Genomic DNA, 23,377 nt, shown 5'->3' with positions numbered 1-23,377 from the left:
TTACTGAATAGCTGATGCCGGTGGCATCAGTGAAGTGTCTGGTCGGGCGCATCGAGTTCGATTTCGCCCTGCATATTGCGTTCTATCTCCCGGCCGATCTCTTCGAGATCCCGCACTTCCGACAACGGAGGCAACTCATCGAGCCCGGTCAGGTTGAAATAATCAAGAAATTGTCTGGTGGTGGCATACATGGCCGGCCTGCCCGGCACATCGCGATGGCCCACTACCCGCACCCACTCTCGCTCAAGCAGGGTGCGAATGATATTGCTGCTTACCGTAACGCCACGGATTTCTTCAATCTCGCCCCGGGTAATCGGTTGCCGGTAGGCAATCAGTGCCAGGGTTTCCAGCAACGCCCGGGAATACCGCTGCGGCTTTTCCTCGAACAGCCGGCCAACCCAGGGCGCGAACTCTTCCCTCACCTGCAACCGGTAACCGCTGGCAACTTTCTTCAACTCGAATCCGCGGCCTTCACAGGACTGCTCCAGCAGCACCAGCACATGCTCCATAACCTGCCGGGCCGGACGATCGCCTTCGTCGAACAGCTCCCGGAGCTGATCCAGCGACAGGGGCTTTCCGGCGGCCAGCAGGGCGGCCTCGGCAATACAACGAATGCGGTCCAACTGTTCTTCGTTCATGGTTCCGAATATCCCTTAGCTGGCAGCACGGGCGCGCACGTGAATGGACCCGAGAACCTCTGCCTGCACAATTTCAATCAGCTGTTCCTTGACCAGTTCCAGCGTCGCCAGAAAGGTTACCACCACACCAAGCCGGCCTTCTTCGATGGTGAACAGGCTTTCGAAGGTCACGAACCGGTCTCCCTGAAGGCTGGCCAGGATATGGGACATGCGTTCCCGGGTAGACAGCCGTTCCCTCTCCACATGGTGGCTGGTAAACAGGTCGGCCCGTTGCAGTACGCCACGCAGCGCCAGCAGAAGCTCCCTCATATCGACATCCGGGTGCGGCTGGGACGACGGCAGCTTCGGCAGTGCGGCAGAACCGGCAAAGGTGTCCCGCTCCATGCGGGGCATTTCGTCGATATCTTCTGCCGCCTGCTTGAACCGCTCGTATTGCTGCAGCCGGCGGATCAGCTCTGCCCTCGGATCGACATCATCCTCATCGTCAGTTTCCTGGCGAGGCAGCAGCATCCGGGACTTGATCTCCGCCAGGGTGGCGGCCATTACCAGGTACTCCGCCGCCAGTTCGAAGCGCATGGCTTCCACGGCACCGATGTAATCCATGTACTGCCGGGTGATTTCGCTGACGTCGATATCCAGAATGTTCATGTTCTGGCGGCGAATCAGGTACAACAGTAAATCCAGGGGCCCCTCAAAGGCCTCCAGGAAAACTGCCAGTGCATCCGGTGGAATGTAGAGATCTTTCGGCAGGTCGACCAGGGGCTTGCCAGACACCCGTGCAAGGGGTTCCTGCACCGGGGTATCCGCCGGGGCGTCAGCTACTTCCGTGCTTTCGTCCGTCATACCTTTTCACCTCTGGTCGGGGTTGCCCGGCCTGGCTCAGCGGTAACTGAGCCCCATGGCCGCGCGGACTTCCTCAAGGGTATCGCGGGCCGCGTCACGGGCCTGCTCACGCCCTTCTTCAAGAATGGAGCGGACCAGGTCCGGATTGCCCTCATATTCGCTGGCCCGCTCGTGCAGCGGTTTCTGCTCTTCGATAATGGAATCGATCAGCGGTTTTTTACAATCCAGGCAGCCAATACCGGCACTGCGGCAGCCTTCCTGTACCCACTGGCAGGTCTTCTCGTCTGAGTACACCTTGTGCATGCCCCAAACCGGGCACTTCTCCGGTTCGCCAGGGTCGGTACGGCGCACCCGCTGCGGGTCGGTCTGCATGGTGCGAATTTTCTGAGCCACGCTGTCCGGCTCTTCCCGCAGGCCGATGTAGTTGTTGTACGACTTGGACATCTTCTGTCCGTCCAGCCCCGGCATCTTGGATTCCGGGGTCAGCAGCGGCTGGGGCTCAGGCAGAATCACCTTGCCGCCGCCTTCGATGTAGCCATAAAGCCGCTCGCGATCGCCCAGGGAAATATTCTGCTGCTCTTTCAACAGTGCCCGGGCCGTTTCCAGGGCTTCTACATCGCCCTCTTCCTGGTAACGCTTCTTCAGGTTGCGGTAGAGCTTGGCGTTCTTCTTGCCCATCTTGACGATGGCCGCTTCCGAAAGCTCTTCGAAATTCGGCTCACGGCCATAGATATGGTTAAAGCGACGAGCGATTTCCCGGGTAATCTCGACATGGGAAAGCTGGTCGGCCCCCACAGGCACTTTGCCGGCACGATACATCAGGATGTCGGAGGACATCAGCAGCGGATAGCCCAGGAAGCCGTAGGTGGCCAGGTCTTTTTCCCGCAGCTTCTCCTGCTGTTCTTTGTAAGTCGGAACCCTTTCCAGCCAGCCCAGCGGAGTGATCATGGACAACAGCAGGTTGAGTTCTGCGTGCTCCGGCACCTGGGACTGAATGAACATGGTTGAGGAACCCGGGTTCACGCCGGCGGCCAGCCAGTCGATGACCATGTCCCAAACACTTTGCTCGATGCCGGAGGTGTCGTCGTACTGGGTGGTCAAGGCATGCCAGTCTGCGACGAAGAAGAAGCACTCATACTCGTGCTGGAGCTTGACCCAGTTTTTCAGCACACCGTGGTAGTGGCCGAGGTGCAGCTTGCCGGTCGGACGCATGCCGGACAACACTCTTTGCTGGGAATCGACAGAACTCAAAGCACGAACTCCTTCTTTCTGTTTATAAAGTGCCCGTTTCGGCCAGAATACATACGGCCACGGGAAACGGGCTGACCGGGCATTATAGACGCAACACTGCCCTGCGTTAAGCAAAGCGAATCAAAAGCCTGGCAACATAACGCAAAACCCCCGGAATTCTCGCGAATCCGGGGGTTTTGTTAAAGGCTTGAAACCGGACTGATTACCAGCCAGTCACTTCCTTCAGGGCCTTGCCGATTTCGGCCAGGCTACGCACGGTTTTAACGCCGGCGTCTTCCAGGGCTGCAAACTTCTCGTCTGCAGTACCCTTACCACCAGAGATGATGGCGCCCGCGTGGCCCATACGCTTGCCTGGAGGTGCAGTAACACCGGCAATGTAGGAAACCACGGGCTTGGTTACGTTCTCTTTGATGAACGCAGCCGCCTCTTCTTCGGCAGTACCACCGATCTCACCGATCATTACGATAGCTTCGGTTTCCGGATCTTCCTGCAGCAGGGCCAGGATATCGATGAAGTTGGAGCCAGGAATCGGGTCACCACCGATACCGATACAGGTAGACTGGCCAAAGCCGTAGTCAGTCGTCTGCTTCACGGCTTCGTAAGTCAGGGTGCCGGAGCGGGATACGATGCCAACCTTACCCTTCTTGTGGATATGGCCAGGCATGATGCCGATCTTGCACTCGTCCGGAGTGATTACACCCGGGCAGTTCGGACCAATCATGCGAACGCCGGCACGATCAACGTATTCCTTGGCGTACAGCATGTCGATGGTCGGGATGCCTTCAGTAATACATACGATCAGCTTGATGCCGGCATCGGCTGCTTCAATGATGGCGTCTTTACAGAACGGAGCCGGTACGTAGATAACGGTGGCTTCTGCACCGGTCTTTTCTACGGCGTCACGAACGGTGTTGAACACCGGCAGACCCAGGTGCTCGGTACCGCCCTTACCCGGGCTTACACCGCCAACCATCTTGGTGCCGTAGGCAATGGCTTGCTCAGAGTGGAAAGTACCCTGTGCGCCGGTAAAGCCCTGGCAGATAACCTTGGTGTCTTTGTTGATCAGGATGCTCATTATTTACCCCCTGCGGCTTTAACGACTTGCTCTGCGGCATCCGCCAGGCTGGTGGCGGCGATGATGTTCAGGCCACTTTCAGCCAGAACCTTGGCGCCCAGGTCAGCGTTGTTGCCTTCCAGACGAACCACAACCGGCACTTTAACGCCTACTTCTTTAACGGCACCGATGATGCCTTCAGCGATCATGTCGCAGCGAACGATACCACCGAAGATGTTAACCAGAACGGCTTGCACTGCGTCGTCAGACAGGATGATCTTGAACGCTTCGGTAACGCGCTCTTTGGTCGCGCCGCCACCTACGTCCAGGAAGTTGGCAGGCTGGCCGCCGGCGAGCTTGATGATGTCCATGGTACCCATGGCCAGGCCCGCACCGTTAACCATACAACCGATGTTGCCTTCCAGGGCTACGTAGTTCAGTTCCCACTTGGCCGCTTCGGCTTCACGGGCGTCTTCCTGGGAAGGATCGCGCATGTCGTGGATTTTCTTCTGACGGTACAGGGCGTTGCCGTCTACACCGAGCTTGGCGTCCAGGCAGTGCAGGTCGCCAGCCGGAGTGATAACCAGCGGGTTGATCTCAACCAGAGCCAGGTCACACTCTTCAAACAGCTTGGCCAGGCCCAGGAAAATCTTGGTGAACTGACCGATCTGCTTGCCTTCCAGACCCAGTTTGAATGCCAGCTCGCGGCCCTGGTAAGGCTGAGCGCCTACCAGCGGATCGATTTCGGCTTTCAGGATCTTTTCAGGAGTTTCTTCGGCAACTTTCTCGATTTCCACGCCGCCTTCAGTGGAGGCCATGAAAACGATACGACGGGTGCCACGGTCAACAACCGCGCCCAGGTACAGCTCCTGGTCGATGTCGGTGAGGGATTCAACCAGAATCTTGCTGACCGGCTGGCCGTTTTCGTCAGTCTGGTAAGTTACCAGGTTTTTGCCCAGCCAGTTCTGTGCGAAGGCACGGATTTCTTCTTTGTCTTTAACCAGCTTTACACCGCCAGCCTTACCACGGCCACCAGCGTGAACCTGTGCTTTGACAACCCATGCGTCACCGCCAATTTCAGTGGCAGCGTCAACAGCTTCTTGAGGAGTATCGCAGGCGATGCCCTGGGATACCGGCAGGCCATATTCAGCGAAAAGCTGTTTGCCCTGATATTCGTGCAAATTCATAGTTAATGTCCCGTCTTTAGATGGATGATAACCACGTACGGAGAGTAACCGGCAGCGGGGCGCCAAAAGGCGCCCCGCTCAATCCGATAACGAATTACTTCTTCTTGCGACGGTTGGCGACGTGAATCGCTCCACCGGCAACGGCCAGAGCCGCTTCATGCACTGACTCCGACAGAGTCGGGTGCGCGAAACAGGTCAGGGCCAGATCTTCGGCACTGGAACCGAATTCCATGGCGATCACGCCCTGGGCAACGATTTCAGAAGCCTGGGGGCCAACTACGTGGAAGCCCAGAATGCGGTCGGTCTTCGCGTCTGCGATGATCTTGACCATACCACCCGTGGCGTTTGCCGCCATGGCACGACCGTTGGCCGCAAACGGGAAAGTACCCACGTTGTATTCTTCACCTTCGGCTTTCAGCTGCTCTTCGGTCTTGCCAACCCAGGCAACTTCCGGCGCGGTGTAGATTACGTTGGGGATGCAGTCGTAATTGACCTGCGGCTTGTGGCCTGCGATACGCTCGGCAACCATAACGCCTTCTTCAGACGCTTTGTGTGCCAGCATCGGACCACGAACGATGTCACCTACGGCCCATACGCCCGGTGCTTCGGTTTTGCAGTTGTCGTCTACAAAGATGAAGCCGCGCTCATCCATGGTTACGCCGGAATCTTCAGCCAGCGCACCATCGGTGTACGGGCGACGGCCAACAGCGACAATCAGTTTGTCGAACTTGGCTTCCTGCTTGCCCTTGGAGTCTTCGTAGTTCACGTAAACCAGCTTGCGCTTCACTTCAGCACCGGTCATGCGGGCACCGGTAATGATGTTCAGGCCCTGCTTCTTGAACTGCTTCAGAGCATCCTTGGCAACCTGCTGGTCAACAACCGGCAGGAAAGTATCCTGGGCTTCGATCACGGTAACTTCGGCACCCAGGCGAGCCCAGACACTACCCAGTTCCAGGCCGATTACGCCAGCACCGATGATGCCCAGACGCTTGGGAACTTCGGTAAATTCCAGCGCGCCTTCGGAATCGACGATGTAATCACCGTCAAACGGAGCCGGCGGGATTTCGATCGGCTTGGAGCCGGTCGCCAGGATCACGTTGTCGGCTTCGTAGGTCTTGGTGTTGCCGTCTTTATCGGTCACTTCAACCTTGCGGCCGGCAAGCAGCTTGCCGTGGCCGTGGATCGGGGTTACACCGTTAGCCTTGAACAGACCGGCGATACCACCGGTCAGCTGCTTAACGATGCCATCCTTACGCTCCATCATCTTGGCAACGTCAATATCAACGCTCTTGGCCAGGATACCCATGGACTCGTAGTCGTGGCTTGCTTCCTCGAACTTGTGAGTCACTTCCAGCAGTGCCTTGGACGGGATACAGCCCACGTTCAGGCAGGTGCCGCCCAGAACCTGGCTTTTGCCGTCTTTGCCGGTCCAGGATTCTACACAGGCAGTCTTCAGACCCAGCTGAGCAGCCTTGATGGCGGCCACATAACCGCCGGGGCCTGCGCCAATGACAATAACGTCGAATTTATCGGACATAATCTTTCCTGTTATCGAATTCGTTGAGTGTCAGCTTACACGTCCAGCAGGATACGGGCCGGGTCTTCCAGCATTTCCTTGATCGCAACCAGGAACTGCACCGCTTCCTTACCGTCGATCATACGGTGGTCGTATGACAGCGCGAGGTACATCATCGGCAGGATTTCAACCTTCCCGTTCACCGCCATCGGGCGCTCCTGGATCTTGTGCATGCCCAGAATCGCAGTCTGCGGCGGGTTCAGGATCGGTGTGGAGATCAGGGAACCGAAAATACCACCGTTGGTGATGGTGAAGGTGCCGCCGGTCATCTCTTCGATGCCCAGCTTGCCGTCTTTCGCCTTGGTGCCGTACTCGACAATCTTCTTCTCGATGTCGGCCAGGCCCATGGCGTCGGTGTCACGCAGAACCGGTACAACCAGGCCACGGTCAGTAGATACGGCTACGCCTACGTCCTGGTAACCGTGGTAAACCATGTCGTTACCATCGATGGACGCGTTAACAGCCGGGAAGCGCTTCAGGGCTTCGGTCGCTGCCTTGGTGAAGAAAGACATGAAGCCAAGCTTGATGCCGTGGCGCTTCACAAAGCTTTCCTGGTACTGCTTGCGCAGTTCCATGATCGGAGCCATGTTCACTTCGTTGAACGTGGTCAGCATAGCGGCGGTCTGCTGGGCATCCACCAGGCGCTTGGCGATGCTGGCACGCAGGCGGGTCATCGGAACACGCTTCTCGGCGCGCTCGCCCTGGGCAACTTCCAGCGCCGGAGCAGCGGCCGGCTTGGCGGCGGCAGAACCAGAAGATTTGTTGCTGTCTACGTGGTTCTGAACGTCTTCCTTGGTAACACGACCGTCTTTACCGGTGCCCTTTACAGCAGCCGGATCAACGTTGTTCTCTTCGGCCAGCTTGCGGGCAGCCGGGCTCAGGATAGCGTCGCCGGAGGAAGCAGCGGCTTCTTCCCTGGGCGCTTCGACCTTGGCTTCCGGCTTGCTTTCAGCAGGCTTGGACTCGCCTGCGGCGCCTTCCTTGAATCGGCCGATCACTTCACCGCTTTCGCAGGTGTCGCCTTCGCCTTTAACAATTTCTTCAATCACACCATCAGCCGGTGCAACCACTTCAAGCACAACCTTGTCGGTTTCAATATCGACAATCAGCTCGTCACGGGAGCAGGCTTCGCCGGGCTGCTTGTGCCAGGTCGCGACGGTGCCTTCGGCAACCGACTCAGGGAAAACGGGGGCTTTAATCTCAGTTGACATTACAAATCCTTAGTTCGGTAGCTCGTCAGATTCCAAACGCGTCGTTAACCAGTTTCTTCTGCTCTTCGATGTGAACAGACATGTGTCCACAGGCAGGAGCAGCAGAAGCATCACGACCGGCGTACTCAAGGTGCAGTTTCGGGTTCAGGCGCTGCAGTGCGTGCCGCATGTGGTGCTGACTGCAGTACCAGGCGCCCTGGTTCATAGGCTCTTCCTGACACCAGACCGCGCTCTTGAGCTTGGTGTACTGGCCCAGAATTTCGTCCAGATCGTCTGCCGGGAACGGATACAACTGCTCGAGGCGAACGATGGCCACATCGTCACGCTCGTCGGCTTTCTTCTTCTCCAGAAGATCATAGTAGACTTTGCCGCTACACATGATTACACGGGTGACTTTCTTCGGATCAGAAGGTTCTTTCTCGGGCAGTACTGTCTGGAAGGTACCTGAGGTCAGGTCATCCAGGCCGGAGATCGCCTCTTTGTGACGCAGCAGGCTCTTCGGTGTGATCGCAACCAGCGGCTTACGCAGCGGGCGCTTCACCTGGCGACGCAGCATGTGGAATACCTGGGACGGCGTGGTGGGTACGCAGACCTGGATATTGTGCTCGGCACAAAGCTGCAGGAAACGCTCCAGGCGCGCAGAGCTGTGCTCCGGCCCCTGCCCTTCGTAGCCATGCGGCAGCAGCAGGGTCAGGCCACACAGACGGCCCCACTTGTGCTCGCCACTGGTCAGGAACTGGTCGATTACCACCTGGGCACCGTTGGCGAAGTCACCGAACTGGGCTTCCCAAACAATCAGTGCGTTTGGCGTGGTGGTGCTGTAGCCGTATTCGAAGGCCATAACCGCTTCTTCAGACAGCAGCGAGTCATAGATTTCGAACTTTGGCTGGTCTTCGGCCAGCTCTTTCAGCGCAACGTGGGTAGAGCCATCCTTCTGGTTGTGCAGTACCGCGTGACGGTGCGAGAAGGTGCCACGGCCAACGTCCTGACCGGTCAGACGGATCGGGTGACCTTCGTTCAGCAAAGTGGCGTAAGCCATCATCTCGCCATAGCCCCAGTTCATGGACAGGGCACCGGCAGTCATCTTTTCCCGATCGTTAACGATCTTGGAAACCTGGCGCTGGATGCTGAAGCCTTCCGGAACCTGGGTCAGCTTCTTGCCCAGTTTCTGGACGGTTTTCAGGGCAACGCTGGTCTTGCACTTGGCCGTCCACTCGTGGCCCAGGTACGGAGTCCAGTCAACGTAGAGCTCTTTGTTGGGCTCTTTGACCAGTGACTTGACCACGTGCTCACCCTTGTCGAGTGCGTCACGGTAGTCGTTCTCCATCTGCTTGGCTTCGTCTTCGCTGATCACACCGGCTTCAACCAGCTGGTCCGCATACAGGGCACGGGTGGTTTTCAGCTTACGAATCTTGTCGTACATCAGCGGCTGGGTTGCTGCCGGCTCGTCGGCCTCGTTGTGGCCGCGACGACGGTAGCAGACCAGGTCAATCACCACATCGTTCTTGAACTCGTTGCGGTAATCCATGGCCATCTGGGTTACAAACAGAACCGCTTCAGGGTCGTCTGCATTCACATGCAGAATCGGCGCCTGAACCATTTTCGCCACATCGGTACAGTACTCGGTAGAACGGGCGTCTTCCTGCTTGCTGGTGGTAAAGCCAACCTGGTTGTTGATGACGATGTGGATGGTACCACCTACACCGAAGCCCCGGGTCTGGGACATCTGGAAGGTTTCCATCACAACGCCCTGCCCGGCAAAGGCCGCGTCGCCGTGCATAACGATCGGAAGCACAGTGCTGCCGTCGGTATCGCCACGACGATCCTGGCGGGCACGGACAGAACCCTCAACCACCGGAGATACGATTTCCAGGTGTGACGGGTTGAATGCCATTGCCAGGTGCACTTCGCCACCCGGAGTCATCACGTTGGAGGAGAAGCCCTGGTGGTATTTCACGTCACCGGAGCCGGAATCCGCGAGCTTCTTGCCCTCGAACTCGTCAAACAGTTCCTTCGGATTCTTGCCCAGGGTGTTTATCAACACGTTCAGACGGCCACGGTGTGCCATGCCCAGCACGATTTCCTTGGCACCGTAAGAGCCGGCACGCTGAATCAGTTCGTCCAGGCACGGAATCAGGCTCTCGCCGCCTTCCAGGCCAAAACGCTTGACGCCCGGATAACGGGAGCCCAGATATTTTTCCAGGCCTTCGGCAGCGGTGAGACGCTCGAGCACGTGCTTGCGGGTTTCCGCTTCGTACTCAGGGCGGGAGCGTACTGGCTCCATCCGCTGCTGGAACCAACGCTTGATGCGGGTATCCACCACGTGCATATATTCGGCGCCAATGCTTTCGCAATAGGTCTGGCGCAAGCCTTGCACGATGTCTCCGAGCTTCATGGTCTCGGAGCCGAAATTCAGTGAACCTGTCTGGAACTCGAGATCCAGGTCAGACTCGCCCAGTTCGTGGAACGAGGGCTCGAGATCTTCAACAGGCTGACGCTGCCAGACTCCCAGCGGATCGAGCTTTGATTCCTGGTGACCACGGAAACGGTACGCATTGATCAGCTGCAGAACACGGATCTGCTTTTTGTCAGCATCTGACGTGGCGCTTGCAGGCACACCACTGCTGGCAAGAAAACGCTGATTGCGTGAGATATGCTCGAACTGTTCGCGGATGGTCGAGTGAACGATGTCGCGGCCTTTATAGCCATCAACACTCGGAAGCTTGTCGAAGTAGCTTCTCCACTCTTCGGGAACTGAATTGGGGTCTGTCAGGTAGGTCTCAAAAAGCTGTTCAACGTAGGCCAGATTTCCACCTTGCAGGTGGGAAGTCTGCCATAACTGCTCCATGATGCTTTCGTGCATTTTGAATAGCTCACCTTGGGCTGGTGCGGGGGAGCGAGTATGGTCGGCCAGGGGTAAATCTCAGTCAATACGGGTTATTACGGCATGACTTTTGGCCACCACACCCTGCAAGGATGTTTTCCGTCCCCAGTGATTTTTATACTCAGCTGCGCCATCAGCCAGACTGGATAAGCCCAAGCAGACAGCGCGCATAAGTTTGCACCCCGATAAGACTTTTGACTATAAGCCTTTGGTTGAAGGCCCCGCATATAGCGAGGCCTTCGAGGGTACTAACTGGTGTCAGAACACCAGTATAGCTGGTGCTGCAGATTTTGCCGGTCAGGTGGCTCGTTGCAGCAACAGGTTCCGGATATGGCCAATCGCCTTTGTGGGGTTCAGGCCTTTCGGACAAACACTTACGCAGTTCATGATGCCGCGGCAGCGGAAGACACTGAACGGGTCATCCAGGTTCGCCAGTCGCTCTGCCTGGGCAGTGTCGCGGCTGTCCGCCAGGAAGCGGTAGGCCTGCAGCAAGCCAGACGGACCAATGAACTTGTCAGGGTTCCACCAGAACGACGGACAAGCGGTGGAGCAGCATGCACACAGAATACACTCGTACAGGCCGTCCAGCTTTTCACGATCTTCCGGCGACTGCAGGCGCTCAATGGCCGGGGCCGGGTTGTCGTTTACAAGGTACGGCATAACTTTTTCGTACTGCTTGTAGAACAGACTCATATCCACGACCAGGTCACGGATAACCGGCAGGCCCGGCAGCGGGCGCAGAACCAGCTTGTTGTTCTTGACCACATCCGACACCGGAGTGATACAAGCCAGGCCGTTCTTGCCGTTCATGTTCATGCCATCAGAGCCGCAAACACCCTCACGGCAGGAACGACGATAGCTCATGGAAGGATCTTTTTCCTTCACCAGGTTCAGAACATCCAGAACCATGAGATCTTTGCCCGCAGGAATCTCGATTTCGACATCCTGCATGTAAGGGGCATTATCGGTTTCCGGATTATAGCGATACAGGCTTACCAACATATTCAGGATACCCCCTTAGTAGGTCCGGACTTTCGGCTGGAAAGTCGGAACCGTTTTCGGTGCAAAGTTCACGTCACGCTTGCCAACACGCTTGTCCAGCGGGAAGTACATGGAGTGCTTCAGCCAGTTCTCGTCGTCACGCTCGGTAAAGTCGTTACGGGCGTGCGCACCACGGCTTTCTTTACGCTCGATCGCAGACTTGGCTGTTGCGTAGGCAACTTCGTACAGGTTATCCAGCTCCAGCGCTTCGATACGGGCAGTGTTGAACGCCTTGCTGGTATCGGCCAGCTTGGTCTTGCGAACACGCTCGCCAATCTCTTCCAGCAGCTTGATACCCTTCTCCATGCTCTCGCCGTCACGGAATACGCCGAAGTACAGCTGCATGCAGTTCTGCAGATCCTTACGAACCTTGGCCACATCCTCACCTTCAGAGGCACTGTCCAGACGCTCCAGGCGAGCCATGGCACGCTTGATATCTTCTTCGCTGGCGCCATCAACCTCGAAGCCGCCACGCAGCTGCTCTTCAATGTGCAGGCCAGCTGCACGACCGAAGACCACCAGGTCCAGCAGGGAGTTACCACCCAGACGGTTAGCGCCGTGTACAGATACACAAGCTGCTTCACCACAGGCAAACAGGCCGGGAATAGGCTTGTCGTTGCCGTTTTCATCCTGGGTCAGGGCCTGGCCACCTACGTTGGTGGGAACACCGCCCATCATGTAGTGACAGGTCGGAACGACCGGGATCGGCTCTTTAACCGGGTCAACGTGCGCAAAGGTACGGGACAACTCGCAGATGCCCGGCAGACGCAGGTTCAGGGTTTCTTCACCCAGGTGATCCAGCTTCAGCAGTACGTGATCCTTGTCGGGACCACAACCGCGACCTTCCAGGATCTCCAGAACCATGGAACGGGCCACAACGTCACGGCCAGCCAGGTCTTTCGCGTTCGGAGCATAGCGCTCCATGAAACGCTCACCTTCGGCGTTGATCAGGTAACCGCCCTCACCCCGACAACCTTCTGTAACCAGGGTGCCAGCACCGTGAATACCGGTCGGGTGGAACTGCCACATTTCCATATCCTGTACCGGGAAACCGGCACGCAGCGCCATACCGATACCGTCGCCGGTGTTGATCATGGCGTTCGTGGTAGAGGCGTAGATACGGCCAGCACCACCGGTAGCCAGAACGGTAGCCTTGGACTTGATGTAAGCCACTTCACCGGATTCGATCTCAATGGCTACAACACCAACCACTTCGTCTTTGCTGTTCTTGACCAGGTCTACGGCGTACCACTCGTTCAGGAAGGTAGTACCGCCCTTCAGGTTGGCCTGGTACAGGGTGTGCAGCAGGGCGTGACCGGTACGGTCAGCGGCGGCACAGGTACGGGCTGCCTGGGTGGGGTTGTCCGGACCCTTGGACTGGCCACCGAACGGACGCTGGTAGATACGGCCCTGCTCGGTACGGGAGAACGGCAAGCCCATGTGTTCCAGCTCGAACACAGCCTGGGGGCCTACAGAACACATGTACTCGATAGCGTCCTGGTCACCGATATAGTCGGAGCCCTTGACGGTATCGTACATGTGCCAGCGCCAGTCATCATTGGGATCAGCGCTTGCGATCGCACAGGTAATGCCGCCCTGGGCAGACACTGTGTGCGAACGGGTCGGAAAGACCTTGGTGATACACGCGGTGTTGATACCGGATTCTGTCAGCTGCAGGGCGGCACGCATACCGGCACCGCCGCCACCGATAACAATCGCGTCGTAAGACATGGTTTTGATGTTAGCCATCGATTAAAGCCCCCACAGAATCTGAATGCCCCACACGACATATACGAACATCACCAGAATGCAGGCTGCCTGCAGCAGGAAGCGCGGCATTGCTGATTTGATGTAGTCGGTGGATACGGTCCACAAGCCTACCCAGGCGTGTCCGGCAATGGACAACAGCGCCAGCAGGCTGAAAATCTTGAACCAACCCTGGCTGTACAGAGAAGACCACGCCTGGTAGTCCACGTCTGTAGTTACGAAGAAACCAAGGAGAAACAGCGTGTACAGAGCCAATACGTAGGCAGTAACCCGCTGGATGATCCAGTCCTGAATCCCGTTACGACCAATATTCGTTACACTGTTCATGCCCATACCCAGACTCCTGCCAGAATGATGAGAACAATGGAAACCACAAGCGTGATTTTGGCGGCAAGGCGGCCACTTTCCAGCTCTTCAGCAATACCCGCATCCATCAGCAGGTGCTTGATACCTGCAACAAGGTGGTAAAGCAGAGCAGACAGGATGCCCCAGATAATCAGCTTTGCCAGGAAGCTGTCCAGCAGTTCGTTAACCCGATTGAAGCCATCTTCCCCGGACAGGGAAAGATCCAGGCCGTACATCAGGAATGCAACACCAACAAAGATGATGATGCCGCTGATACGATGCAGGATCGAAGTAATGGCTGGCAGCGGGAAATGGAACTTGCCGAGATCGAGATTTACTGGTCGTTTGCTATTCACAGCGCTCTCACACTCTCTCTTGGTACCGCGAAACCGGAAAAACCGGCGGCGGTGGGTTGGTATGTTAGGTCCGGAGAATCAGTACGATACCGGTAACCGATTGGTTCAGGAGGGCGGATGACAACCCGGTAGCTTGCTACGCTGAAGCATGCAAGAAAACGGTGCATCCCCGATTCCGGGCTACGGATTATAAGGAGACACCCCGGTAATTACAAACTTGCAACAACCGCCAAAGCCTTGCGAGGCGCTGCCCTGCCCCATCTATAGGGATTATTGACAAACCGGAATTCAGGGCAAAAGCGCCGTCATTCGGGATATCCCTCATTTACACCGGATGTTAATTTGGTGCTTTTCGCACCCAGCTCATTGACAAAAAAAGCTGACGCCCTATATTTTGCGCCCAGTTTTGCGATAATACGCGCTTTCTGGCGCATCTACACATGCAAATCAGCTGTCACAGCTAATCAAACGGGAGAGCACCATGACCGACAGGAAAGCCACGCTCTCGGTGGGAGACAAGTCCATTGAGCTACCGGTTTACTCCGGCACCGTCGGCCCTGACGTTATAGACGTACGCGGCCTCGTCCAGGAAGGCGTATTCACTTACGACCCGGGTTTTGTATCTACCGCAGCCTGCGAATCTGCCATCACCTACATCGATGGTGCCAAAGGCGTCCTGCTGCACCGGGGTTACCCGATCGACCAGCTGGCCGAGCATTCCGACTTCCTCGAGGTCTGCTATCTGCTCCTGAACGGTGAACTGCCGAGCGCTGAAGAGAACAAGCAGTTCCACGACACCATCAAAAACCACACCATGCTGCACGACCAGATGCGCAACTTCTTCAACGGCTTCCGCCGTGATGCGCACCCCATGGCCATTATGTGCGGCGTTGTGGGTGCCCTGTCTGCGTTCTACCACGACCAGATGGATGTGGCTGATCCCAAGCAGCGCGAGATTACCGGCCATCGCCTGATCGCCAAGATGCCGACCATCGCGGCATGGTGCTACAAGTACTCCATGGGCCAGCCGTTCATGTATCCGCGTAACGACCTGTCCTACGCCGAGAACTTCCTGTACATGATGTTCGGCACCCCTTGCGAGGACTACAAGCCGAACCCGGTTCTGGCCAACGCGATGGACAAGATCTTCATCCTCCACGCTGACCACGAGCAGAACGCCTCTACCTCCACCGTACGCCTGGCGGGCTCCACCGGCGCCAACCCATACGCGTGTATCGCCTCCGGCATCGCCGCCCTTTGGGGCCCGGCACACGGCGGTGCAAACGAAGCGGTTCTGGACATGCTGGCTGAAATCGGCGACGAGTCCAACATCGAGAAATTCATCGCCAAGGCCAAGGACAAAGACGATCCTTTCCGCCTGATGGGCTTTGGTCACCGGGTTTACAAGAACTTCGACCCGCGCGCCAAGGTAATGGCACAGACCGCTCACGAAGTGCTGAGCGAGCTGGGCCTGGAAAACGATCCGCTGCTGAAGATTGCCCAGCGCCTGGAAAAGATTGCCCTGGAAGACGAATACTTCGTTCAGCGCCAGCTGTACCCGAACGTCGACTTCTACTCCGGCATCATTCTGAAGGCCATCGGTATTCCGACTTCCATGTTTACCGTGATCTTCGCAATGTCCCGCACCATCGGCTGGTTCTCTCACTGGAACGAAATGGTCAGCGGCGCCAACCGCATCGGCCGCCCGCGCCAGCTGTACACCGGCTCGCCGAAGCGCGACTACCCGAAGAAGTAAGCTGCAAGCTTGCTTCACCCAGAAAAAAGCCGCTGAATCCAGCGGCTTTTTTCGTATCATGGCACGACAAATTCAACCAATCCGACAAGAACCAGGAGCAGACCATGGCAACTATCGCGTTTATCGGGCTCGGAGTAATGGGCTACCCGATGGCAGGCCACCTTGCCCGGGCCGGCTATGACGTCAGCGTTTGGAACCGCACCAGCGAAAAGGCCCGTCAGTGGGGCGAACAGTATCCGGGGAAAGCCAGTGACAGCATTGCAGATGCGGTCGCCAACGCAGACGTGGTACTGACCTGCGTGGGCGCCGATAAAGACCTGGAAGAAGTCTACACCGCCCCGGATGGCATCATCAGCAACGCTCCGGCCACAGCCACACTGGTCGACCACACTACTGCATCTGCCGGCATTGCCGAGACACTGGCACAGGCGGCCCGTGCACGGGGCCAGGGCTTTATCGACGCCCCGGTTTCCGGCGGCCAGCAGGGTGCCGAAAACGGCCAGCTGACGATTATGTGCGGCGGCAGTCCCGAGGATTTCAGCAAGGTTAAGCCAGTACTCGAATGCTACGCCCGGGCCCTGAACCTGATGGGCCCTGTGGGCAGCGGCCAGAAGACCAAGATGGTTAACCAGATTGCCATTGCGGGGCTGGTACAGGGGCTGTCAGAAGCCCTGCACTTTGCCGAGCAGGCAGAGCTGGACGTGCGCAAGGTGGTGGACGTGATCTCCAAGGGCGCGGCCCAGTCCTGGCAGATGGAAAACCGCTCCGGAACCATGATCGACGGCGAATTCAACCACGGCTTTGCGGTGGACTGGATGCGCAAGGACCTGGGCATCTGCCTTGAAGAAGCCCGCAGAAACGGCTCCAGACTGCCGGTAACGGCGCTGGTGGACCAGTTCTACGGAGATGTGCAGGAGATGGGCGGAAACCGCTGGGATACGTCTTCGCTGATTCAGAGGCTTCGTAAGAAATAATGATTTGCCACGAAATCCACTAAAGAACACTAAAAAAGAAAACTAATTAGCCACGGACACTCACGGACCCACACGGACAAAAGAGAAAACTGCCTTGTTACTGTCCGTGAGAGTCCGTGAGTGTCCGCGGCAAAAAATCAGTTATCTTTTCTTCAGTTTTCGTGTTCTTTAGTGGATTTCGTGGCAAAAAAGAATCACTTCTTCTTGTCCCGAGGCACCCAGCGGCCGTTTTCGTACCAGGCGGACCAGCCGGTGGCCTTGCCATCCTGTTCCGACATAACGTACTGCTCTTTCGACTTCCGGCTGTAGCGGATCACCGTCGGGTTACCCTCGGGGTCTTTCTCCGGGGCGTCCATCAGGTAATCGTATTTCGGGTCGATTTCCTTGCGGTGCGGTTTGATCTCCATCACCAGCGGTGGCCGGGTTTCCCGGTTTTTCGGGAATTTGCTGGCCGCCAGGAACAGGCCGGAGGCACCGTCACGCAGCACGTAGGTGTCGTCTACCTTCTGGCACTGCAGCTCCGGCATGGGCACCGGGTCCATTTTGGGGGGCGCAGGCTCGCCGTTCTTCAGCAGTTTGCGGGTGTTCTTGCACTCGCTGTTGGTACAGCCAAAGTACTTGCCGAAACGGCCGGTTTTCAGCTGCATTTCGGAACCACACTTGTCGCATTCCAGCGTAGGGCCGTCGTAGCCCTTGATGCGGAAACTTCCCTCTTCCACTTCGTAGCCGGAGCAGTCGGGGTTGTTACCGCACACGTGCAGCTTGCGCTTTTCATCAACCAGGTAGCTGTCCATGGCCGTGCCGCATTTCGGACAGCGGCGCTTCATGCGCAGCAGGCGGGTTTCGCCCTCGCCTTCCACGTCTTCATCGGCACTGACCACTTCGTCGCCAGACACCAGGTTAATGGTAGTCTTGCAACGCTCCTTGGGCGGTAATGAATAGCCGGAACAGCCCAGGAATACCCCGGTGCTGGCTACCCGGATCTGCATATTACGGCCGCAACTGGGGCAAGGAATGTCGGTTTCCGTGGGTGTATTGGCCCGCATGCCGCCGTCGGTCTTTTCCGCACTTTCGAGCTGGTTACGAAACTTGGCGTAGAAGTCGTTCAGCACCTTCTTCCACTGAACGTCGCCTTCGGCAATCTCGTCCAGCTCGCCTTCCAGGCGTGCGGTAAAATCGTAATCCATCAGGTTCGGGAAAGATTCTGCCAGCCGTTCGGTAACAATCTCGCCCATCTTCTCGGCGTAAAAACGGCGGTTCTGAAGCCGCACGTAACCACGATCCTGGATGGTGGAAATAATGGATGCGTAGGTAGAAGGACGGCCAATGCCCTGCTTTTCCAGTTCCTTGACCAGGCTGGCTTCGGTATAGCGCGGCGAAGGCTTGGTGAAATGCTGGGTCGGATCCAGCTTCTTGAGATCCAGGGGCTGATCTACCTTGATGTCTGGCAGCGCCACGTCTTCGTCTTTCTTGGCTGACTGGGGCGCAGCTTTCAGGAAACCTTCGAACTTGACGATGCGACCACGGGTACGCAGTTCGTAGTCACCATTGGCCACAACGATGGAGGTGCTGAGGAATTCGGCATCCGCCATCTGGCAGGCGATAAACTGGCGCCAGATCAGGTCGTAAAGCTTCTCCGCATCCATTTCCAGGCCACTGATATCGGTAGGCCTGCGGGATACGTCAGTAGGCCGGATGGCCTCGTGGGCCTCCTGGGCGCCTTCCTTGCTACCGTACACGCGGGGCTTCTCAGGCAGGTAGCGATCACCGAACTGTTTCTGAATAAACTCGCGACAGCCGGTTACGGCATCCTGGCTCAGGTTGGTGGAGTCTGTACGCATGTAGGTGATGTAGCCCGCCTCGTACAGGCGCTGGGCCAGCATCATGGTTTTCTTGACACTGAAGCCCATGCGGTTGCTCGCCGCCTGCTGCAGTGTCGAGGTAATAAAGGGAGCAGAGGGCCGTGAACGGGTTGGCTTGTCTTCCCGCTTGGCCACCTTGAAGCTACCGGCTTTCAGACGGTCAACATGTTCCTTGCTCTGAACATCATTAACCGGACGGTAGGGCTTGTCGTTGTAGCGGGTAACCTCGAACCGAACCGGGTCCCTGGTTCCTTCTGCGGTCAGGTCTGCGTGCAGCTGCCAGAATTCCTCCGGCACGAACTTGCGGATTTCCCGCTCACGCTCAACGATCAGGCGCACGGCAACCGACTGAACCCGGCCAGCAGACAGGCCCCGGGCAATCTTGGCCCAGAGCAGCGGCGAAACCATGTAACCCACAACGCGATCCAGGAACCGGCGCGCCTGCTGGGCATTTACCCGGTTGTTATCCAGCTCACCGGGGTCCTTGAACGCTTCCTGGATGGCCCGCTTGGTAATTTCGTTGAACACCACGCGGCGATACTTTTCCGGCTCGCCGCCAATGGTCTCCTGAAGGTGCCAGGCGATGGCTTCCCCTTCCCTGTCCAAATCCGTTGCCAGATAGATGTGGTCGGCATTCTTGGCCAGGCGCTTTAGCTCGCTGACGACCTTTTCCTTACCGGGCAGGATCTCGTAACGGGCGCTCCAGTCGCTATCGGGATTCACCCCCATGCGGGCAACCAGCTGTTCACGGGCCTTACGCTTCTTGTGCTCGGCTTTTTCGTCCGGGCTCATCTTGCGGGTGGCAGCGGCCTGCCTGGCGCGCTCTTTCGGGTCTGACTGGCTACCACTGCCACTGACTGGCAGGTCACGAATGTGGCCAACACTGGACTTAACTATAAAATCCGAGCCCAGGTACTTGTTGATGGTCTTCGCTTTCGCTGGAGACTCGACAATAACGAGACTTTTACCCATATCGGAGATCTGTATCCTTGGCGATCAATCGGTCAAGTTCTGGACAGAACCGTAAACTCGCATAAAAATCAGGCAACTGGAAAACACAGGGGCTGCCATTGTGTATAGGCTCACTGTTTTACAGGGTCAAGAATGGCAAAACAACCCATTCTTTGATTTCAGTCACCGTTTTTTGGGATTTCCGGGCCGTTTTACAATCCCTGAAACAGGAAGGCCCGGCGAATTGCCGGGCCTCCTGATTGAGCGTTACTGATCCGGACTAACCGATCAGAGGCGCTCCCACACAGTGGCAATGCCCTGACCCAGGCCGATACACATGGTGGATACACCAAGCTTACCGCCTTTGGCCTGCATGATATTCAGCAGTGTGGTGGAGATACGGGCACCGGAGCAGCCCAGCGGATGGCCAAGGGCAATCGCGCCGCCGTTCAGGTTAACCTTCTCTTCCATAACACCCAGCAGTTTCAGGTCTTTCAGGACCGGCAGGGACTGGCCTGCGAAGGCTTCGTTCAGTTCCCAGAAGTCGATATCTTCAACTTTCAGGCCTGCACGCTTCAGTGCCTTCTTGGTGGCCGGAACCGGGCCGTAGCCCATGATTGCGGGATCACAGCCAGCAACAGCCATGCTGCGGATCTTGGCAATCGGGGTCAGACCCAGTGCTTCTGCCCGCTCAGCGGACATCAGTACCATGGCAGCCGCGCCATCGGTCAGCTGGGAAGACGTACCGGCAGTTACGGTACCGTTCTTCGGATCAAACGCCGGACGCAGCTGGCCCAGGGACTCAGCGGTCGTTTCCGGACGAATGGTCTCGTCTTCTTCGATCAGCTTCACAAAGCCGTTTTCGTCGTGGCCTTCAATCGGAACGATTTCGTTCTTGAAGCGGCCTTCAACAGTCGCTTCGTGGGCCAGGCGATGGGAACGGGCACCGAACTCATCCTGCTGCTCGCGGGTAATACCGTGCATTTTCGCCAGCATTTCTGCAGTCAGGCCCATCATGTTGGACGCTTTTGCAGAGTACTTGGACGCAGCCGGGTTGTGGTCGAAGCCGGCAGTCATGGGTACGTGGCCCATGTGCTCGACACCGCCTACCATGAACACGTCACCGTTACCGGTCTGAATCGCCTGGGCGGCAGTGTGGATGGCGTTCATGGCGGAACCACACAGACGGTTAACGGTCTGGGCAGCAGACTCGTGCGGGATACGGGTCAGCAGGGAAATCTGCCGCGCCACGTTAAAGCCCTGCTCTTTAGTCTGGTTTACACAGCCCCAGATTACGTCTTCTACTTCTTTCGGATCGAGCTTCGGGTTGCGCTCAAACAGTGCTTCAATCAGCGCAGCAGACAGAGTCTCGGCGCGAACGTTGCGGAAACAGCCGTTTTTGGCACGACCCATCGGAGTCCGCACGCAATCGACGACGACAACGTCTCTCGGATTAAGGCTCATAGATCTTTCTCCGTTCGGAAATCTCGTTAGGGTTAGCCAAAGAACTTCTTGCCAGTCTTGGCCATTTCACGCAGCTTCTCGGTCGGCGCGTACAGCGGGCCAAGATCTGCATACTTGTCTGCCAGTTCGACGAACTTGTCGACGCCCATGTCGTCGATGTAGCGCAGGGCACCACCACGGAACGGAGGGAAACCGATACCGTAGATCAGGCCCATGTCTGCATCGGCCGGGTCTTCAACAATGTTGTCTTCCAGGCAGCGAACGGTTTCCAGGCACAGAGGAATCATCATACGGGCGATGATGTCTTCTTCGTCGAAGTCCTTGCTGCCGTTAACCACAGGCTCGATCAGCTTGTAGGTCTCTTCGTCGACAACCTTCTTCGGCTTGCCCTTCTTGTCTTCTTCGTACTTGTAGAAGCCCTTGTCGTTCTTCTGGCCGTAACGGTCGTTCTCGAACATCACGTCGATGGCAGACTTGAAGTCGGCCTTCATGCGATCCGGGAAGCCGTCTGCCATCACTTCGTTGGCGTGCTTGGCAGTGTCCATGCCCACTACGTCGAGCAGGTAGGCCGGGCCCATGGGCCAGCCGAACTTTTCCATCACCTTGTCGATCTTCTGGAAATCGGCACCGTCACGCACCAGCGCAGCAAAGCCGCCGAAGTACGGGAACAGAACACGGTTAACCAGGAAGCCCGGGCAATCGTTAACCACGATCGGGGTCTTGCCCATGGCCTTGGCGTAGGCAACGGTGGTCGCGATAGCGCGGTCACTGGTCTTCTCGCCACGGATAACCTCAACCAGCGGCATCATGTGTACCGGGTTGAAGAAGTGCATGCCGCAGAAGTTCTCCGGACGCTTCAGGTTCTTGGCCAGAAGGTTGATGGAGATGGTAGAGGTGTTGGACGTCAGGATGGCGTCTTCGCGAACCGCATCTTCGGTCTCACGCAGAACGGCATCTTTCACCTTCGGGTTTTCAACAACCGCTTCAACAACCAGGTCTACGTTCTTGAAATCACCGTAGTTCAGGGTCGGCGTGATGTTGTTCAGAACGTCGCCCATCTGGCCAGCGTCCATCTTGCCCTTGGCGACACGCTTGGACAGCAGCTTCTTGGCTTCACTCAGGCCCAGCTTGATGCCGTCCTGGTTGATGTCCTTCATAACAATCGGGGTGCCTTTCAGCGCCGACTGGAAAGCTACACCGCCACCCATGATACCGGCGCCCAGTACGGCAGCCAGGTTCACATCAGAGGCTTCTTTTTCCCAGGCACTGGCTTTCTTCTTCAGGGCCTGGTCGTTCAGGAACAGACCAACCAGACACGCGGCAACGTTGGTCTTGGCCATCTTGGCGAAGCCCTTGGCTTCTACTTCGATCGCCTTGTCGCGAGTCATGCCGGCATGCTTCTGCATGGTCTTGATGGCTTCCACCGGCGCCGGATAGTTCTTGCCAGCCTTGCCGGCCACGAACGCCTTGGAAATCTCGAACGCCATCATGCTTTCCATGGCATTGAGCTTGATCTTGCCTTTCTTCTCTTCACGGCGCGCCAGGTTGTCCAGCTTGCCTTCGTTGCACTGATTGATAATGGCAACGGCTGCGTCGACCAGCTTGTCGGCTTCAACCACGGCATCAACAGCGCCCACTTTCAGAGCGGCATCAGCGCGGTTTTCAGTACCACCGGCAATCCACTCAACCGCGTTATCCACACCCACCAGGCGGGACAGGCGAACAGTACCGCCGAAGCCCGGGAAGATACCCAGCTTCACTTCCGGCAGACCTACCTTGGCCTTGGGAGCCATAACCCGGTAGTCGGTGGAAAGGCACATTTCGAAGCCACCACCCAGAGCGATACCGTTAATCGCGGTAACGGTCGGGAACGGCAGGTCTTCAATGGCGTTGAATACTTCGTTGGCCTTCATGCTGTTGGCCACGAGAGCTTCTTCGGAACCTGCAAACAGCTCGGTAAACTCGGTGATATCGGCACCGACAATAAAGCTGTCCTTGGAACTGGTAACAACCAGGCCCTTGAGGTTTTTCTGGGATTTGAGTGCTTCAGCTGCGGCGCCCAGCTCTTCGATGGTGAGACGGTTGAACTTGTTGACTGACTCGCCCTGCAAGTCAAAGTTCAACTGAGCGATCCCGCCTTCGATCTCTTTAACCGTGATGGCTTTACCTTCGTAAATCATCAACTGATCTCCAGTCTGTGTTTGGAACTGCTGACAA

17 protein-coding genes are annotated in these 23,377 nt (G+C 57.1%); 2 read left to right on the top strand and 15 right to left on the bottom strand.

Annotated elements, in window-relative coordinates; translation table 11 throughout:
- Positions 1 to 26: 26 nt before the first annotated feature.
- From scpB to sdhC, 12 genes are all read right to left on the bottom strand, one after another.
- The gene (scpB, locus tag H3Z84_RS10030) at positions 27 to 638 is read right to left on the bottom strand and encodes an SMC-Scp complex subunit ScpB (protein ID WP_199457343.1); all 612 of its coding nucleotides are present in this window, start codon (positions 636 to 638) and stop codon (positions 27 to 29) included.
- Between the two features lie 15 nt (positions 639 to 653).
- Entirely contained in the window at positions 654 to 1,481 is an 828-nt protein-coding gene (locus tag H3Z84_RS10025; protein ID WP_199457342.1) for a segregation and condensation protein A, read from the bottom strand.
- 36 nt (positions 1,482 to 1,517) lie between these two features.
- Positions 1,518 to 2,732 carry a tryptophan--tRNA ligase gene (locus H3Z84_RS10020; protein ID WP_199457341.1) on the bottom strand — a complete coding sequence of 405 codons (1,215 nt, stop codon included), beginning with the start codon at positions 2,730 to 2,732 and terminating at the stop codon, positions 1,518 to 1,520.
- Positions 2,733 to 2,934: 202 nt separating this feature from the next.
- Complete coding sequence (sucD, locus tag H3Z84_RS10015; RefSeq protein ID WP_058340552.1) at positions 2,935 to 3,807, bottom strand: succinate--CoA ligase subunit alpha; 873 nt, start codon at positions 3,805 to 3,807, stop codon at positions 2,935 to 2,937.
- Positions 3,807 to 4,973, bottom strand: a complete 1,167-nt coding sequence (gene sucC, locus H3Z84_RS10010; protein ID WP_058340551.1) for an ADP-forming succinate--CoA ligase subunit beta — start codon at positions 4,971 to 4,973, stop codon at positions 3,807 to 3,809. Before sucC ends, sucD begins: the two co-directional genes overlap by 1 nt.
- A gap of 94 nt (positions 4,974 to 5,067) precedes the next feature.
- Entirely contained in the window at positions 5,068 to 6,510 is a 1,443-nt protein-coding gene (gene lpdA / locus H3Z84_RS10005) for a dihydrolipoyl dehydrogenase (RefSeq protein WP_058340550.1), read from the bottom strand.
- A 35-nt stretch (positions 6,511 to 6,545) separates the two neighbouring features.
- Entirely contained in the window at positions 6,546 to 7,760 is a 1,215-nt protein-coding gene (odhB, locus tag H3Z84_RS10000) for a 2-oxoglutarate dehydrogenase complex dihydrolipoyllysine-residue succinyltransferase (RefSeq protein ID WP_199457340.1), read from the bottom strand.
- A gap of 25 nt (positions 7,761 to 7,785) precedes the next feature.
- Positions 7,786 to 10,623 (bottom strand): 2-oxoglutarate dehydrogenase E1 component, encoded by a 2,838-nt coding sequence (locus tag H3Z84_RS09995; RefSeq protein WP_199457339.1) that lies wholly within the window; start codon positions 10,621 to 10,623, stop codon positions 7,786 to 7,788.
- A 318-nt stretch (positions 10,624 to 10,941) separates the two neighbouring features.
- Positions 10,942 to 11,646, bottom strand: coding sequence for a succinate dehydrogenase iron-sulfur subunit (locus H3Z84_RS09990; RefSeq protein WP_058340547.1), 705 nt, complete (start codon positions 11,644 to 11,646; stop codon positions 10,942 to 10,944).
- A gap of 15 nt (positions 11,647 to 11,661) precedes the next feature.
- Positions 11,662 to 13,434, bottom strand: a complete 1,773-nt coding sequence (gene sdhA / locus H3Z84_RS09985; RefSeq protein ID WP_199457338.1) for a succinate dehydrogenase flavoprotein subunit — start codon at positions 13,432 to 13,434, stop codon at positions 11,662 to 11,664.
- Positions 13,435 to 13,437: 3 nt separating this feature from the next.
- Positions 13,438 to 13,779, bottom strand: coding sequence for a succinate dehydrogenase, hydrophobic membrane anchor protein (gene sdhD, locus H3Z84_RS09980; protein WP_199457385.1), 342 nt, complete (start codon positions 13,777 to 13,779; stop codon positions 13,438 to 13,440).
- Positions 13,776 to 14,153 (bottom strand): succinate dehydrogenase, cytochrome b556 subunit, encoded by a 378-nt coding sequence (gene sdhC / locus H3Z84_RS09975; RefSeq protein ID WP_058340544.1) that lies wholly within the window; start codon positions 14,151 to 14,153, stop codon positions 13,776 to 13,778. The genes sdhD and sdhC overlap by 4 nt, the downstream gene beginning before the upstream one ends.
- A 481-nt stretch (positions 14,154 to 14,634) precedes the next feature.
- Between sdhC and gltA the strand changes: the two genes are divergently transcribed.
- Both gltA and H3Z84_RS09965 read left to right on the top strand, forming a co-directional pair.
- Positions 14,635 to 15,909: a citrate synthase gene (gene gltA, locus H3Z84_RS09970; RefSeq protein WP_058340543.1), complete on the top strand. Its 1,275-nt coding sequence runs from the start codon at positions 14,635 to 14,637 to the stop codon at positions 15,907 to 15,909.
- Positions 15,910 to 16,013: 104 nt separating this feature from the next.
- Positions 16,014 to 16,883, top strand: coding sequence for an NAD(P)-dependent oxidoreductase (locus tag H3Z84_RS09965; protein WP_199457337.1), 870 nt, complete (start codon positions 16,014 to 16,016; stop codon positions 16,881 to 16,883).
- A gap of 194 nt (positions 16,884 to 17,077) precedes the next feature.
- Here H3Z84_RS09965 and topA read toward each other — a convergent pair whose 3' ends face one another.
- From topA to fadB, 3 genes are all read right to left on the bottom strand, one after another.
- Entirely contained in the window at positions 17,078 to 19,717 is a 2,640-nt protein-coding gene (gene topA / locus H3Z84_RS09960) for a type I DNA topoisomerase (RefSeq protein ID WP_199457336.1), read from the bottom strand.
- A gap of 267 nt (positions 19,718 to 19,984) precedes the next feature.
- Complete coding sequence (fadA, locus tag H3Z84_RS09955) at positions 19,985 to 21,160, bottom strand: acetyl-CoA C-acyltransferase FadA (protein ID WP_199457335.1); 1,176 nt, start codon at positions 21,158 to 21,160, stop codon at positions 19,985 to 19,987.
- 32 nt (positions 21,161 to 21,192) lie between these two features.
- Positions 21,193 to 23,340, bottom strand: coding sequence for a fatty acid oxidation complex subunit alpha FadB (gene fadB / locus H3Z84_RS09950; RefSeq protein ID WP_199457334.1), 2,148 nt, complete (start codon positions 23,338 to 23,340; stop codon positions 21,193 to 21,195).
- Between the last annotated feature and the right edge of the window lie 37 nt (positions 23,341 to 23,377).

This window comes from Marinobacter sp. bablab_jr003, from assembly GCF_016464245.1.
Taxonomy (GTDB): Bacteria; Pseudomonadota; Gammaproteobacteria; order Pseudomonadales; family Oleiphilaceae; genus Marinobacter; species Marinobacter vinifirmus.
The sequence above is the reverse complement of the archived record's forward strand: the minus strand, read 5'-3'. Positions and strand labels throughout refer to the sequence as shown.

What these genes read in the sequence shown, in the direction of transcription:
- scpB (WP_199457343.1), bottom strand. Translation starts at nt 638, where the DNA reads ATGAACGAAGAACAGTTGGACCGCATTCGTTGTATTGCCGAGGCCGCC.
- H3Z84_RS10025 (WP_199457342.1), bottom strand. Translation starts at nt 1,481, where the DNA reads ATGACGGACGAAAGCACGGAAGTAGCTGACGCCCCGGCGGATACCCCG.
- sucD (WP_058340552.1), bottom strand. Translation starts at nt 3,807, where the DNA reads ATGAGCATCCTGATCAACAAAGACACCAAGGTTATCTGCCAGGGCTTT.
- sucC (WP_058340551.1), bottom strand. Translation starts at nt 4,973, where the DNA reads ATGAATTTGCACGAATATCAGGGCAAACAGCTTTTCGCTGAATATGGC.
- lpdA (WP_058340550.1), bottom strand. Translation starts at nt 6,510, where the DNA reads ATGTCCGATAAATTCGACGTTATTGTCATTGGCGCAGGCCCCGGCGGT.
- odhB (WP_199457340.1), bottom strand. Translation starts at nt 7,760, where the DNA reads ATGTCAACTGAGATTAAAGCCCCCGTTTTCCCTGAGTCGGTTGCCGAA.
- H3Z84_RS09995 (WP_199457339.1), bottom strand. Translation starts at nt 10,623, where the DNA reads ATGCACGAAAGCATCATGGAGCAGTTATGGCAGACTTCCCACCTGCAA.
- H3Z84_RS09990 (WP_058340547.1), bottom strand. Translation starts at nt 11,646, where the DNA reads ATGTTGGTAAGCCTGTATCGCTATAATCCGGAAACCGATAATGCCCCT.
- sdhA (WP_199457338.1), bottom strand. Translation starts at nt 13,434, where the DNA reads ATGGCTAACATCAAAACCATGTCTTACGACGCGATTGTTATCGGTGGC.
- sdhD (WP_199457385.1), bottom strand. Translation starts at nt 13,779, where the DNA reads ATGAACAGTGTAACGAATATTGGTCGTAACGGGATTCAGGACTGGATC.
- gltA (WP_058340543.1), top strand. Translation starts at nt 14,635, where the DNA reads ATGACCGACAGGAAAGCCACGCTCTCGGTGGGAGACAAGTCCATTGAG.
- H3Z84_RS09965 (WP_199457337.1), top strand. Translation starts at nt 16,014, where the DNA reads ATGGCAACTATCGCGTTTATCGGGCTCGGAGTAATGGGCTACCCGATG.
- topA (WP_199457336.1), bottom strand. Translation starts at nt 19,717, where the DNA reads ATGGGTAAAAGTCTCGTTATTGTCGAGTCTCCAGCGAAAGCGAAGACC.
- fadA (WP_199457335.1), bottom strand. Translation starts at nt 21,160, where the DNA reads ATGAGCCTTAATCCGAGAGACGTTGTCGTCGTCGATTGCGTGCGGACT.
- fadB (WP_199457334.1), bottom strand. Translation starts at nt 23,340, where the DNA reads ATGATTTACGAAGGTAAAGCCATCACGGTTAAAGAGATCGAAGGCGGG.